This window comes from Hylemonella sp. GW821-FHT12C09, from assembly GCF_058807395.1.
In genome coordinates this window covers 367,607-381,335 of record NZ_JBXAQQ010000003.1, presented here as the reverse complement: position 1 = coordinate 381,335, position 13,729 = coordinate 367,607, and the positions used below count along the sequence as shown (strand labels likewise).

The 13,729-nt window shown below is 66.9% G+C and carries 16 protein-coding genes; 12 read left to right on the top strand and 4 right to left on the bottom strand.

Going from position 1 to position 13,729, the window contains the following annotated elements; translation table 11 throughout:
- Positions 1-292 precede the first annotated feature (292 nt).
- The 8 genes from AC1RRP_RS07705 (at position 293) to ureC (ending at position 7,288) form a co-directional block, all read left to right on the top strand.
- The gene (locus AC1RRP_RS07705; protein ID WP_493034791.1) at positions 293-1,330 is read left to right on the top strand and encodes an aliphatic amidase; all 1,038 of its coding nucleotides are present in this window, start codon (positions 293-295) and stop codon (positions 1,328-1,330) included.
- An 11-nt stretch (positions 1,331-1,341) separates the two neighbouring features.
- Positions 1,342-2,166, top strand: coding sequence for a CbbQ/NirQ/NorQ/GpvN family protein (locus AC1RRP_RS07700; protein ID WP_493034789.1), 825 nt, complete (start codon positions 1,342-1,344; stop codon positions 2,164-2,166).
- Entirely contained in the window at positions 2,150-3,754 is a 1,605-nt protein-coding gene (locus tag AC1RRP_RS07695) for a nitric oxide reductase activation protein NorD (RefSeq protein ID WP_493034787.1), read from the top strand. The genes AC1RRP_RS07700 and AC1RRP_RS07695 overlap by 17 nt, the downstream gene beginning before the upstream one ends.
- Positions 3,755-4,048: 294 nt before the next feature.
- Positions 4,049-4,351, top strand: a complete 303-nt coding sequence (locus AC1RRP_RS07690) for an urease subunit gamma (protein WP_493034786.1) — start codon at positions 4,049-4,051, stop codon at positions 4,349-4,351.
- Between the two features lie 13 nt (positions 4,352-4,364).
- Entirely contained in the window at positions 4,365-4,523 is a 159-nt protein-coding gene (locus AC1RRP_RS07685; protein ID WP_493034784.1) for a hypothetical protein, read from the top strand.
- A gap of 42 nt (positions 4,524-4,565) precedes the next feature.
- Positions 4,566-5,165 (top strand): HupE/UreJ family protein, encoded by a 600-nt coding sequence (locus AC1RRP_RS07680; protein WP_493034782.1) that lies wholly within the window; start codon positions 4,566-4,568, stop codon positions 5,163-5,165.
- Between the two features lie 13 nt (positions 5,166-5,178).
- Positions 5,179-5,484, top strand: coding sequence for an urease subunit beta (locus AC1RRP_RS07675; protein ID WP_493034917.1), 306 nt, complete (start codon positions 5,179-5,181; stop codon positions 5,482-5,484).
- An 85-nt stretch (positions 5,485-5,569) separates the two neighbouring features.
- Positions 5,570-7,288 carry an urease subunit alpha gene (ureC, locus tag AC1RRP_RS07670; protein WP_493034780.1) on the top strand — a complete coding sequence of 573 codons (1,719 nt, stop codon included), beginning with the start codon at positions 5,570-5,572 and terminating at the stop codon, positions 7,286-7,288.
- Positions 7,289-7,312: 24 nt separating this feature from the next.
- Here ureC and AC1RRP_RS07665 read toward each other — a convergent pair whose 3' ends face one another.
- Both AC1RRP_RS07665 and AC1RRP_RS07660 read right to left on the bottom strand, forming a co-directional pair.
- Positions 7,313-7,705 carry a type II toxin-antitoxin system death-on-curing family toxin gene (locus AC1RRP_RS07665; protein WP_493034778.1) on the bottom strand — a complete coding sequence of 131 codons (393 nt, stop codon included), beginning with the start codon at positions 7,703-7,705 and terminating at the stop codon, positions 7,313-7,315.
- Positions 7,702-7,926 (bottom strand): AbrB/MazE/SpoVT family DNA-binding domain-containing protein, encoded by a 225-nt coding sequence (locus AC1RRP_RS07660; RefSeq protein WP_493034776.1) that lies wholly within the window; start codon positions 7,924-7,926, stop codon positions 7,702-7,704. Before AC1RRP_RS07660 ends, AC1RRP_RS07665 begins: the two co-directional genes overlap by 4 nt.
- A gap of 65 nt (positions 7,927-7,991) precedes the next feature.
- Here AC1RRP_RS07660 and ureE point away from each other — a divergent pair, with 65 nt between their 5' ends.
- From ureE to AC1RRP_RS07640, 4 genes are read left to right on the top strand one after another with little or no spacing between them, the layout of a single operon-like run.
- The gene (gene ureE, locus AC1RRP_RS07655; RefSeq protein ID WP_493034774.1) at positions 7,992-8,612 is read left to right on the top strand and encodes an urease accessory protein UreE; all 621 of its coding nucleotides are present in this window, start codon (positions 7,992-7,994) and stop codon (positions 8,610-8,612) included.
- Positions 8,572-9,294 carry an urease accessory protein UreF gene (locus AC1RRP_RS07650; protein ID WP_493034915.1) on the top strand — a complete coding sequence of 241 codons (723 nt, stop codon included), beginning with the start codon at positions 8,572-8,574 and terminating at the stop codon, positions 9,292-9,294. Before ureE ends, AC1RRP_RS07650 begins: the two co-directional genes overlap by 41 nt.
- 5 nt (positions 9,295-9,299) lie before the next feature.
- Entirely contained in the window at positions 9,300-9,962 is a 663-nt protein-coding gene (ureG, locus tag AC1RRP_RS07645; protein WP_493034772.1) for an urease accessory protein UreG, read from the top strand.
- 34 nt (positions 9,963-9,996) lie between these two features.
- Entirely contained in the window at positions 9,997-10,842 is an 846-nt protein-coding gene (locus tag AC1RRP_RS07640; protein ID WP_493034770.1) for a protein NO VEIN domain-containing protein, read from the top strand.
- Positions 10,843-10,852: 10 nt separating this feature from the next.
- Here the strand turns inward: AC1RRP_RS07640 and AC1RRP_RS07635 are convergent, their stop codons facing one another.
- Both AC1RRP_RS07635 and AC1RRP_RS07630 read right to left on the bottom strand, forming a co-directional pair.
- Positions 10,853-12,700, bottom strand: coding sequence for a TRAP transporter large permease (locus AC1RRP_RS07635; RefSeq protein ID WP_493034768.1), 1,848 nt, complete (start codon positions 12,698-12,700; stop codon positions 10,853-10,855).
- Positions 12,697-13,728: a TRAP transporter substrate-binding protein gene (locus AC1RRP_RS07630; protein ID WP_493034766.1), complete on the bottom strand. Its 1,032-nt coding sequence runs from the start codon at positions 13,726-13,728 to the stop codon at positions 12,697-12,699. Before AC1RRP_RS07630 ends, AC1RRP_RS07635 begins: the two co-directional genes overlap by 4 nt.
- Between the last annotated feature and the right edge of the window lies 1 nt (position 13,729).

The window sequence follows — 13,729 nt, the reverse complement described above, 5'->3', positions numbered from 1 at the left end:
AGATTCCGGAGCTACGGTCGTAGTCAATGGCTCGGTCGCTGGCGCGCAGCTGCCAGCCGGGCGAGCGCACATTCCTTCGCGGTCTCTACGACCGCTGGCCTGAAATGTTGGCGCCCTACATACGGTGGCGCCCTCACCCCCGTAGAAGCGCATCCATCCGCCAACCACCAAATCGGCTCCCCCTTCCCGCCCTGGCGAGGGTGGGAAGGGGGCGGGGGGGGATAGGGGGTGGAAGGAAAAACTTCCACAACCAACTATTCAAGCAACACACCAAGTCATCAGGAGTAAGCAAATGATCCACGGCGATATATCCAGCAGCAACGACACCGTCGGCGTAGCCGTCGTCAACTACAAGATGCCCCGCCTTCACACCAAAGCCGAAGTGCTGGCCAACGCCCGCAAGATCGCCGACATGGTGACGGGCATGAAACAGGGCCTGCCCGGCATGGACCTGGTGATCTTTCCTGAGTACAGCACCCACGGCATCATGTACGACGCCAAGGAGATGTACGAGACCGCCGCCACCGTTCCCGGCGACGAGACGGCCATCTTTGCCGAGGCCTGCCGCAAGGCCAAGGTGTGGGGCGTGTTCTCGCTCACCGGCGAGCGACATGAGGAGCACCCGAACAAGGCGCCCTACAACACGCTGATCCTGATGAACGACCGGGGTGAGATCGTGCAGAAGTACCGCAAGATCATGCCCTGGGTGCCGATCGAAGGCTGGTACCCGGGCAACTGCACCTATGTGAGTGATGGCCCCAAAGGCCTGAAGGTCAGCCTCATCATCTGCGACGACGGCAACTACCCCGAGATCTGGCGTGACTGCGCCATGAAGGGCGCCGAGCTCATCGTGCGTTGCCAGGGGTATATGTACCCGGCCAAGGACCAGCAAGTAATGATGGCGAAGGCCATGGCCTGGGCCAACAACACCTATGTCGCCGTGGCCAACGCAGCGGGCTGGGACGGTGTCTACAGCTATTTCGGCCATTCGGCCATCGTCGGCTTCGACGGCCGCACCCTGGGCGAATGTGGCGAGGAGGAATACGGTGTGCAGTACGCGGCGCTGTCCAAGAGCCTGATCCGCGACTTCCGCAAGAACGGGCAGAGCGAGAACCACCTGTTCAAGCTGGTGCACCGCGGCTACACCGGCAAGATCAACTCGGGAGAAGGCGATACCGGCGTGGCCGCCTGCCCCTACGAGTTCTACGGCGAGTGGATCCGTGACCCCGAGGGCACGCGCAAAAAGGTGGAAGCCTTCACGCGCTCCACCGTGGGCACGCCGGAGTGTCCGATCGAAGGCATCCCCCACGCGCCGGCCACGCACCGCTGAGGCCGCCCACCGTGCAGCGCGACCTGGACGCCGCCGATCCGCTGGCCGACTACCGCGTGCGCACGCCGCCGTATTACCGGCCGGCGGCGCGCGAGGTGGCGCTCTACGAGCATGCCTACGCGCACCGCCTGCCCCTGATGCTCAAGGGGCCGACAGGCTGCGGCAAGACGCGCTTCGTCGAGTACATGGCCTGGAAGCTCGGGCGCCCGCTCGTCACGCTGGCCTGCAACGAGGACATGAGCGCCTCCGATCTCGTGGGGCGCTGGCTGCTGGACGAGCGCGGCACCACCTGGCACGACGGCCCGCTGACGCTGGCCGTGCGCCATGGCGGCATCTGTTACCTGGACGAGGTGGTGGAGGCGCGCCAGGACACCACGGTGGTGATCCACCCGCTGACGGATGCGCGGCGCATGCTGCCGCTGGACCGCAAGGGCGAGCTCGTGCATGCCCACCCGGACTTCCAGCTCGTGGTGTCCTACAACCCCGGTTACCAGAGCCGCGCCAAGGACATGAAACCCTCCACGCGCCAGCGTTTCGCGGCGCTGGCGTTCGATTACCCGCCGGAAGACACCGAGACCGAGATCGTCGCGCACGAGGCCGGCATCGCGCCCGAGCTGGCCGCGCGCCTGGTGGGCATTGCCCGGCGCACCCGCGCGCTGCGCGAACGCGGCCTGGACGAAGGCGCGTCCACCCGCATGCTCATCTACGCCGGCACGCTGATCCGCGACGGCGTGGACCCGCGCGACAGCTGCGAGATGACGATGATGCGCGCGCTGACCGACGACCCCGACATGACCGCGGCCCTGCGCGACCTGGTCGATGCCAGCTTCGCCTGAAGCGCCGCTGCCGGCGCTCGCCCTCCTGCTACAGGCGTTCAGCGGCCGTGCACTGCAGCTGCAGACTTTGCCTGCAACACCGCCCGATGCCCCGTCGGCGCGCGCCATCCTGGCGCCCTCCCACTTGCTGCTGCCTGCAGGCGTCTGGACAGATCAGCGCGCCGCCGTAGCCCATGCCGCCGCCCACCTGCTGTACTCGCGCCCGGCCCAGCCCTCGGCCACGCTCAAGCCCCTGGGCTTGGCCGTGGTTGGCGCCGTGGAGGACGCACGCGTGGAGCTGCTGCTGGCAGACACGCTGCCCGGCGTGCGAACCTGGTTCGACGCGCCGCTGCGCCAGGTGCTGGAAGCCGAGGGCCTGAGCGTGAACGCCCTGTTCTCACGCCTGGCACTCGCACTGCACGACGAGCACTACGCCGACGGCAACCACTGGGTGGACAAGGCACGCACGCTCTTTGCCGCTGCGCGCCGCGAACACGGGCTGGAGGACGACACCGCCTTTCGCCGCCTGGCCTCGGTGCTGGCCAACGACCTGGGCCAGATGCGCGTGCGCTTCGACCCGCGCCTGTACGCTGTGCCCGCGCCCTACCGCGACGACAACAGCTACCTCTGGGACCATGGTGTCGCCAGCGCCGGGCAGGCCCAGCCCCTGCAGGCGCCGCTGCAGGAACAGCAGCCCGCAAGCGGCGCAGCGGCACCAGCCGCCGAGTCGGTGCTCGCCGTCTTTCACTATCCCGAATGGGACGCGCGCAGCGCGGTGCTGCGGCCCGACTGGTGCACCCTGTACGAGCTGCGCCCCCTGCTCAAGGCCCAGGCAAGCACCGCACGCAGGCAAGGACCGCTGCCCGCGCCGCAACGGCACCGCGTCCAGCACGGCCGGCGCCTGCGCCGCCAGTGGGAGGGCGAGACCCTGGACCTGGATGCCGCCATCGAGGCGGCTGTCGAACGCCGCGTGCAAGGTACGCCCATGGGCCGCATCTTCCAGCGCCCGGGCCCGCAGATCCAGCCGCTGAGCCTCTTGGTGCTGCTGGACTGCTCCCAGTCCACTGGCACGCGCGTCCATGAACAGGCCGCCAGTCTGCTGGAGGTAGAGCAGGAAGCGGCCCTGCTGCTGGCGCGCGATGCGCAGGACAGCGGCCAGCGCATCGCCCTGCATGCCTTTTGTTCCGACACCCGTGCCCAGGTGCGTTACCACCGCCTGCTGGATTTCGGCCAGCCGCTGGACGCGCAGGCCGAGGCGAGGCTGCGCGCCGTGCAAGCCGCGTGGTCCACCCGCCTGGGCGCGGCCCTGCGCCACGCCACCGCCCTGCTGGCCGCCGAGCCGGCGGCGCAGCGTGCGCTGCTCGTGCTCACCGACGGTGAGCCCTCGGACGTGGACGTGCACGACCGGCGTTACCTGATCGACGACGCCCGGGCCGCCGTTCAGGAGGCCGCGCGCCGGGGCGTACCGGTCTGCGGCCTGGCGGTGGACGCGGGCGCAGCCGACTATGCGCGCCGGATCTTCGGTTCGGGCAATTTCCGCGTCGCCGAAGCGGCGGCGCAACTGCCGCGCCAGCTGGCTGCCTTGCATGCACGCTTTACATGCGCCTAGATCGCTTCAATCGCCCTGACTTGGTGCTGTTTAGGTTCGCGTTGCACCACAAGCAGGCATCCCTCTGGCCGCATGCACGGATCAGGGCAGACGGCGGGAACAAGGAAGCGGCACGGCTATTGCATGGTGATGCTCAGTAAAAAACACAAGACAGCACGACCATGGAACTGACACCCCGTGTTCGACCGGCCTTTGCGGCCGCGCGGGCTGACATTTGAGCGAAGCGATATGGAACTGACTCCCCGCGTTCGGCCGGCCTGAACGGCCGCGCGGTCTGATTTGAAGCGAAGCGTTATGGAACTAACTCCCCGCGAAAAAGACAAGCTGCTGATCTTCACCGCCGCCCTGTTGGCCGAACGGCGTATGGCGCGCGGGCTCAAGCTCAACTACCCTGAAGCCATGGCCTACATCAGCGCCGCGGTGATGGAAGGCGCGCGCGACGGCAAGACCGTGGCCCAGCTCATGAGCGAAGGCCGCACCCTGCTCAAGCGCGGCGACGTGATGGAAGGCATCGCCGAGATGATTCCCGACATCCAGGTCGAGGCCACCTTTCCCGACGGCACCAAGCTCGTCACCGTGCACCAACCCATCGTCTGAAAGCCGCACTGTCATGCGCAAGCTCATCATCTGCCTTTCTGCCCTGCTCATGACCAGCGCGACGCTGGCTGGTGAAAACGCGGCCCTGCCGACGCTGCACTTGCGCGACATCTTCGGCCTGCTCGTCTTCGCTGTGCTGGCCGGCATGGTGATCTGGCACCTGCGCCGCTGAGACGCTCATCGCATCACAAACCGCATCAAGGAGAGCCCACACATGACACCCTTCCTGCTCCGGCTGGCCTCTTGCGCCGCCCTGCTGCTGCCCGGCCTGGCCCTGGCCCACACCGGTGGGGGCGACGCCCATGCCCACGACGCGCTGGCCAGCGGCCTGTTGCACCCCTTCACCGGGCTCGACCATCTGGCCGCCATGCTGGCGCTGGGCGTGTGGAGTGCCCTGGCCGTGCGCCCCCTGTGGCTGGCCCCGGCCGCTTTTGTGCTGATGCTGGCCGTGGGCGCTCTGCTCGGATTTGCCGGCCTGGCCATCCCCGCGGTCGAACCCATGATTGCCAGTTCGCTGCTGGTGCTGGGCCTGCTGGTGGCCACACGCCGCGGACTGCCGGTGGCGGTGGCGGTCCTGCTGGCCGGGCTCTTCGCCTTTTTCCACGGCGCCGCACATGGCAGCGACCTGGCCGCCGACTGGGTGGGTACGGGTCGATGGCTGGCACTGGCCGGCATGGTGATGGCCACGGCCGCGCTGCACGGCCTGGGCATCGTGCTCGGCAACACCGTTTTCACACGCCTGCGCTGGCTCGGCGCTGCGGCCGGCGGTGGCGTGGCCCTGCTGGGTTCGGCCCTGCTGCTGCGCATGGCCTGAGGACCTCGTCATGATGATCCCCGGTGAACTGCTGATCGACGACGGCGCGCACACGCTCAACCCGGACCGGCGCACGCTGACCCTGGTGGTGAAAAACACCGCCGACCGGCCCATCCAGGTCGGCTCGCACTACCACTTTGCCGAGACCAACGGCGCGCTGGATTTCGACCGCACGGCCGCACGCGGCATGCGCCTGAACATCGCCAGCGGCACGGCCGTGCGCTTCGAGCCCGGCCAGCAGCGCACGGTGGAGCTGGTGGACTACGCGGGCGACCGCAAGGTCTACGGCTTTCGCGGCCTTGTCCAGGGGAAGCTATGAAGCCCCCACGTTCATCACTTCGTGTATTCACTGCCCCCCGAGGGGGCCGTAGCCTCCCTTGGGGCGGCCCGGCGGGAGTCCAGTTATGAACATGATCACCAAACGCGCCTACGCCGAGATGTTCGGCCCCACGGCGGGCGATCGCGTGCGCCTGGCCGACACCGACCTCATCATCGAAGTCGAGCAGGACTACACCCTGCGAGCCGGCGGCTACGGCGAGGAAGTGAAGTTCGGCGGCGGCAAGACCATCCGCGACGGCATGGCGCAAAGCCAACGCACCCGCGCCGAGGGAGCGATGGACACGGTGCTGACCAATGCGCTCATCATCGACCACTGGGGCATCGTCAAGGCCGACATCGGCCTGAAAGACGGGCGCATTGCCGTGATCGGCAAGGCCGGCAACCCCGACACCCAGCCCGGCGTGGACGTCATCATCGGCCCGGGCACCGAGATCATCAGCTGCGAAGGCAATATCGTCACGGCCGGGGGCATCGACAGCCACATCCACTTCATCGCGCCGCAGCAGATCGAAGAGGCGCTGTGCAGCGGAGTGACCACCATGCTGGGCGGCGGCACAGGTCCGGCCACGGGCACCCTGGCCACCACCTGCACGCCCGGCCCCTGGAACATCGAGCGCATGCTGCAGGCGGCCGACGCCTTCCCCATGAACCTGGGTTTCCTGGGCAAAGGCAATGCCAGCCTGCCGGCCGCGCTGCACGAACAGATCGACGCCGGCGTGATCGGCCTGAAGCTGCACGAGGACTGGGGCACCACGCCCTCGGCCATCGACAACTGCCTCAACGTGGCCGAGGCCACCGACACGCAGGTGGCCATCCACTCCGACACGCTCAATGAATCGGGTTTCGTCGAGAACACGATTGCGGCCGTGAACGGCCGCGGCATCTGTGCCTTCCACACCGAAGGCGCGGGCGGCGGCCACGCACCCGACATCCTCAAGGTGGTGGGCCAGGCCAACTTCCTGCCCAGCTCGACCAACCCCACCATGCCCTACACCGTGAACACGCTGGACGAGCACGTGGACATGCTCATGGTCTGCCACCACCTGGACCCGGCCATTGCCGAAGACCTGGCCTTCGCCGAAAGCCGCATCCGCAAGGAGACCATCGCGGCCGAGGACATCCTGCACGACCTGGGCGCCATCAGCATGATGAGCAGCGACAGCCAGGCCATGGGCCGCGTGGGCGAGGTCATCATCCGCACCTGGCAGACCGCGCACAAGATGAAGGCGCAGCGCGGCCGCCTGGAAGAGGACGGCGTGCGCAACGACAACTTCCGCGTCAAGCGCTACATCGCCAAATACACCATCAACCCGGCCATCGCCCACGGCATCAGCCACGAGGTGGGCAGCATCGCCCCGGGCAAGTGGGCCGACCTGGTGATCTGGAAACCGGCCTTCTTCGGCGTCAAGCCCGCGCTCATCCTCAAGGGGGGTTTCATCGCCTTTGCCGCCATGGGCGACCCCAATGCCAGCATCCCCACGCCCCAGCCGGTGCACTACCGGCCCATGTTCGGCGCCTATGGTGGCGCGCTACGCCAGACCTCGCTGACCTTCGTCTCGCAGGCGGCCCTGGCCGCCGACGTGGGCAAGCGCTACGGCCTGGGCAAGCAGCTGGCGGCGGTGAAGAACATCCGTGGTGTGAGCAAGCGCCACATGATCCACAACCACTACGTGCCGGCCATGGAAGTGGACGCCCAGACCTACCAGGTGCGCGCCGACGGCCAGCTGCTGACCTGCGGGCCGGCCACCAGCCTGCCCATGGCGCAGCGCTACTTCCTGTTCTGAAGCCGTAGCGCGGAAAAAGAGGCTTCAGATGTGCGAGCGTATCCAGTCCGCGAAGGCACTCTCCGCCATTTCGCCGGGAGCCACGGACAACATGGTCAGCACGCTATCGGCGTCGCTGGCCTCCAGCTCATGCCCGTTGAGCATCAGGAACAGTTCCACCGCCACAAAAGCCGTGCGTTTGTTGCCGTCGATGAAGGGGTGGTTACGTGCGAGCCCGTAACCATAGGCTGCCGCCAGATCGGCCACGTCAGGCTGACCATAGGCCGCCAGTTGCTGCGGCCTGGCCAGCGCCGAGGCCAGACCATTCTGGTCCCGGACACCGGACATGCCGCCATGTTCGGCCAGTTGCTCTGCGTGCACCGCATCCAGAGCAACTGGGTCTAGCCAGACCCAGGCCGGCCCAGTGCTGCGCGTCATTTGGCCAGCTCGCGCAGCACCTCACGGCGTTTTTTCATGATGCGCCGCGCGGCTTCCATCTGTGTCTCGAATTCCGGGCTGTAGGCCGTGAGCGTCACCCCGTTGGCCGCATCGGTGACAAACAGCGTGTCGCCCTTTTCCACCTTCAGGCGCGCCAGCACCTCCTTGGGCAGGATGACACCCACGGAGTTGCCGATCTGGGTCAGTTTGAGTGCGGTCATGGCGCTTCCCATGCGTTATAACAATTGTTATATTAACGATATCCCACCCATCCTGCAAGCCACACGTGATTACCGTCTCCAAACTGCTCCCCCAGGGCCAGGGCTTGGCCCCTGTGCTGCTCAACCGCGCCTCGTCCGTCGAACTCGACTGGGATGTGCGCCAGAAAAGCCGCTTCGCCGCCACCGACAGCCTGGGCCGTGAACTCGGCGTCTTCCTGCCGCGCGGCACCCTGGTGCGCGGCGGCGACGTGCTGGTGGCCGAAGACGGCTCGCTGGTCCGCGTGATCGCCGCGCCGCAGGCGGTGCTGCGCATCACGGCCTGCGCCGAGCACGGTTCGCCCTTCGACCTCACGCGTGCGGCCTACCACCTGGGCAACCGCCACGTGCCCATCGAACTCAAGCCCGACCACCTGAAGATCGAACCCGACCACGTGCTGGCCGACATGCTGCGCGCCATGCACCTGACCGTGGTCGAGGCGCAGGAGGCCTTCGAACCCGAGGGCGGCGCCTACAGCGCGGGCGGGCACGGGCACGATCATGGCCACGCGCATGAGCATGGTCATGACCCTGCGCACGAGCACGCACACGGTCATGCACACCCGCAAGACCCTGGCCATGAACACGGGCCCAGCCGCGGCCACGACCATGGAGATGCCCATGGACATGCGCACAAACACGCTCACTGAGCCCCTCGCGCCCTCCAGCCTGCTGCAGCTGATCTGGCTGGCCTCGCCGGCCCTGCCCGTGGGCGGCTTCTCCTATTCGGAAGGGCTGGAAGCCGCGGTCGACGCCGGCCACGTGCGCGACGAGACCACGGCCGCCGAATGGCTGGTGCAGCAGCTGCACCTGACGCTGGCGCGCGCCGACCTGCCCGTGATCGCCCAGGCCCTGGTCGCCTGGCGCAAGGACGACCACGCGCGTGTGCGCGCGCTCAACGCCTGGCTGCTGCAGACCCGCGAGACCGCCGAATTGAGATTGCAGACCGAGCAGATGGGCCGCTCCCTGCGTGAATGGCTGCGCAACCTGCCGCTGGCCAGCCCTGGCACCCTGGACTTCGCCGCCGCGCTGGAGCCGAGTTACCCCGTGCTGTTCGCGCTCACCGCAGCCGGCAGCGGCGCCGGTGAACGCGACGTGCTGCTCAGTTACGCCTTCGGCTGGGCCGAGAACCTGATGCAGGCCGCGCTGAAAGCCGTGCCCCTGGGCCAGAGCTCGGGCCAGCGCATCCTCGCGCGCCTGGCCACCGAAATCCCCACCGCCGTCGAGCACGCACTGGCCCAACACGACGAAGACCGCCAGGCCTTCAGCCCCATGCTGGCCATCCTCTCCAGCCGGCACGAGACCCAATACTCACGCCTCTTCCGCTCCTGAACACCATGAACGCACCCTCCCTGCACCACATCAAGAACCGCAGCAAACCCCTGCCCCCCCTGCGCGTGGGCATCGGCGGCCCGGTCGGCTCGGGCAAGACCACGCTGCTGGAGATGCTCTGCAAGGCCATGCGCGACCAATACGACCTGGTCGCCATCACCAACGACATCTACACCAAGGAAGACCAGCGCCTGCTGACCGTGAGCGGCGCGCTGCCGGCCGAACGCATCATGGGCGTGGAAACAGGCGGCTGCCCGCACACCGCCATCCGGGAGGACGCCTCGATCAACCTGGAAGCCATCGACCGCATGCTGGTGGACTTCCCCAATGCCGACGTCGTCTTCATCGAGAGCGGCGGCGACAACCTGGCCGCCACCTTCAGCCCCGAACTCAGCGACCTCACGATCTACGTGATCGACGTGGCCGCCGGCGAAAAGATCCCGCGCAAGGGCGGCCCCGGCATCACCAAGAGCGACCTCTTCGTGATCAACAAGACCGACCTCGCGCCTCATGTGGGCGCCAACCTCGATGTGATGAAGGCCGACACCGAGCGCATGCGCACCAACGCGCAGGGCCTCAAACCCTATGTGATGACCAACCTCAAGACGCTAGCAGGCGTGGACGAGGTGGTGAAGTTCATCGAGAGGCGCGGGCTGCTGAAGGCCTGAGCGCGGCGTAGTCGCTGTGCTGTAATCCGTTCCCATGAGCAGTACGGAATGGAGTCGGTCAGAAGTTGAGGCCATCGTCGAAGATTACCTTTCGATGCTGGCCTCGGAACTTGCCGGTACTCCTTACAACAAGTCGGCGCATCGAAAAGCGCTGAGGTCCAAGCTGAAGAGTCGCTCAGATGCTTCTATCGAGTTCAAGCACGCAAATATCAGCGCGGCTTTGCTGGATGCGGGCTTCCCCTATATCAGCGGATACAAGCGTCGCTCCAATTACCAGGCGCTTCTCGCCGAAGTACTGACCGAACGACTTGAGAAATCGACCGACTTGTTCTCGCTTGCGGCCACGGATGCAGACCGCCCCATGGTTGTGCCCGAAGTTGAGGATATTCTCGCAGCCTTGACCGAGCGCCCCAGGCCACGCGCGGAAACACCCAAGGTCTCAGAGCCATCGCCTCCAGCAATCCGTTTGACCACCAACTACATCGAACGCGAAGCGCGGAATCGTTCCCTGGGAAATGCAGGCGAGCTATTCACGCTCAATTTCGAGCGTGCGCGTTTGATTCACGCCGGCAAAGAGCCACTGGCAGCGAAGATCGAGCACACGGCGAAAGTGCGTGGCGACCACGAAGGCTATGACATCCTCTCGTTCGAGACCACAGGCGAAGAGCGTTTGATCGAAGTGAAAACAACGAAATATGGCGTCGACACACCGTTCTTCGTCACACGCAACGAGGTCGCGGTGTCTGAGAAGAACGCCGCCAGATACCAGCTCTATCGCTTGTTCGCTTTCACGCAAACACCCCGGCTCTATACCTTGCCGGGGGCGATTCCTCACACTTGCAGCCTGTCGGCGGCAACGTTTCTGGCAGCACCCAGATAGACTCGCCGCGTTACCGACCCATGACCAGCTGTGGCAGACCAGTCGCAAGCATGGGCAGCCAAGAAATGGCCAGCGAGCCCAGGAAGATGGCCAGCACGGCCGGCAGCACCGAGACCGCCACATAACGCACCGACTTGCCGAACATGGCGGAGGCGAAGTAGATGTTCAGCCCGGCGGGCGGACAGAGGAAGCCCATCTCGATATTGGCCAGGAAGATGATGCCGAAGTGCACGGGATCGATGCCATAGCTCAGGGCCACCGGCAGCAGCAAGGGCACCAGCACCACGATGGCGGCGTAGATCTCCATCAGCGCACCCGCAGCGAAGAGGAAGACGTTGAGCGCCAGCAGAAAGACGAACTTGTTGGGAATGATGCCCTGCACCCACTCGATGGCCGCGTCCGGGATGCCCGCGTCGATCAGGAAGTTGGTCAGGCCCAGCGCCATGCCCAGGATCAGCATCACACCGCCGATGATCTGGGCGCAGTCGCTCAAGCTCTGCCCCAGCACACGCGGGCCCAGCTCGCGGTGCGCCAGGGCCTGGGTCAGGACGGCATAGGCGGCGGTCAGGGCCGCGCTTTCGGTCGGGGTGGCCAGGCCGCTGAGCAGCGAGCCCAGGGCCACCACAGGCGCCAGGATCTCCCACTTCGCAGCCCAGGCCGCGGCCAGGGCCTGGGCTGCGTCCGGGCGTACGGCGGCGGCCGCTGCAGACCCCGTGGCCTGGCGGCCGGCCCGCAGATACCCGCCGAAGACCAGCAGAAAGACCACCATGACAAGGGCCGGCACCACCCCTGCGAGGAACATGGTGCCGATCGGCACCCGGGCAATGATGGCGTACATGATCAGCGGCACCGAAGGCGCCAACAGCACCCCCAGCGCGCTGGCACTGGTGACCAGGCTGATACCACGCTGCTCAGGGAAACCGGCGTTGCGCAGCAGGGGCAGCAATAACCCACCCAGCGCCAGGATGGTCACACCACTGCCCCCGGTGAAGGCGGTGAACAGCGAGCACAGCACAGCTGCGGCCAAAACCGTGCCGGTGACGCCCCCGCCGAAGAGCGCAATGAACAGCGTCCCCAAGCGCCGCGCCGCGCCGGTGCGCGCAAACACCAGGCCCGCCAGGGTGTAGAGCGGCAGAGCGGGCAGTGAGGGGTTGACGGTGATCTGGTAGTGGGACAGCGCCAGCGAGGCCAGGGGCAGACCGTCCTGCCAGAACAGGGTCAGCGCCAGGCCGCCCAGCACCGCAAAAACGGGCGCACCGGCCAGCAGCACGGCCAGCAGCCAGAACACAGCCGGCCAGGCCGGCAGGGCGCGGTCTTCAAACAGGCCACCCAGCAGCAGGCCGGCCAGCGGCATCACCACGGCCCCGCAGAGCTTGAACCAGCCGGTAGTGGCACAACGCGCGCCGAGTTTCATGCCGAGCAGCAGGAACCCCAGCGGCATGGCGGCCTGCACCCACCAGGTGGGGAGCCCGTAGGCCAGGGTCTGCGCGGCCTCCATCTCGCTGGCCACCAGGCGCCAGCTGGCGAGCGCCAGCAGACCACAGACCAGGGCGGCGCTGGCCTGGGCAAAAACATGCACGCTCGCCTGGAAACGCTCGCCGCCGAGTTGCGCCAGGCCGCTGCCCAGCGTGGTGAGATGGCCATGGCGTTCGGCCGCCACGGCGCCGAACATGGCCAGCAACAGGCCCAGATGCTGGACCAGCACCGGCGCGTTCTCGACCCCACGCCCCATCAGCGGGCGCATGGCGATCTCGACCAGGGGGATCAGCATCATCAGCAGCAGCGCCGCGGATGAGATCAATTCATCGAAACGCCAGAGCGGGTGCAGGCGACCGGCGGGTGTTGCCGCCGCGCTCATTTGCCCCGACCGGCGCGGTAGGCCTTGAGATGGGCGAAGACTTCGTCGAAGGTCTCGGCCGGGACCATGGTGCCGCGGATGCGCGGGTAGAGTTTCTCGGCCAGTTCATGCCACTCGCGCATCTGCTCCGGGCTGGGCCGGTTGACAACCAGCCCGCGTTTCTTCATGGCGTCGACCGCTTCATCGACTTCCTGCCGCGCCTTGGCCCGTATCTGCACACCGGCTTTGTCGCTCGCCGCACGCAGCGCCGCCTGAGCTTCGGGCGACATGTCGTCCCAGGCTTTGCGGGTGATCACGAAGGCACCGACGATAGGCGCCCAGTTGATGTCCAGCATGTTGGGTGCGCTGTTGTAGATCTGGCTGGCCAGCGCGAAATACGGCGTGGAGGGCACCACGCTGATCATGCCCGTCTGCATGGCCGGCAGGATGTCGGCCGTCTCCAGCGGCACCGGCGTGTAGCCCAGGCTTTTCATGATGGCCTGCTGCTCCGCCTCGCCGCCCCAGGCGAAGAACTTCATGCGGCGGTAGTCGTCGGGGCGCAGCGCGGCCTCCCTGGAGAAGAAGCGCACCCAGCCGGCGTCGCCCCAGGCCAGCACGACAAAACCCTTGTCGAGGAATTTCTTCTCCATGGCCGGTCGCATCTTCTCGCGCACGTAGTCCAGCTCTTCCCAGCTGCGGAAGAGCAGCGGCAGACTTTGCAGCGCGCTGATGGTGGGCTCGATCTCCCGCAGGCCCACCACCGAGAGCAGCGCGCCCTGCAGCTGGCCGATGCGCATGCGCCGCGCCATCTCGGCCTCACCGCCCTGGCTGCCATCGGGATAGACCAGGTACTTGCCGCTACCGCCCTGGGCCGCGCGCCAGGCTTCGCCCACCGCCATCAGCTCACGGTGGTAGAGCGAGTTCTTGGGCACCAGGGTGCCGATGCGAAGGGACTTCTCGGCCGCGCCGGCGGCGGGGGCGGCCAGTAGGGCCAGACCCAGCAGGACCGCGCCTGCAAGCCTGCGTGTGCAGAAAATATGGATGTTCATC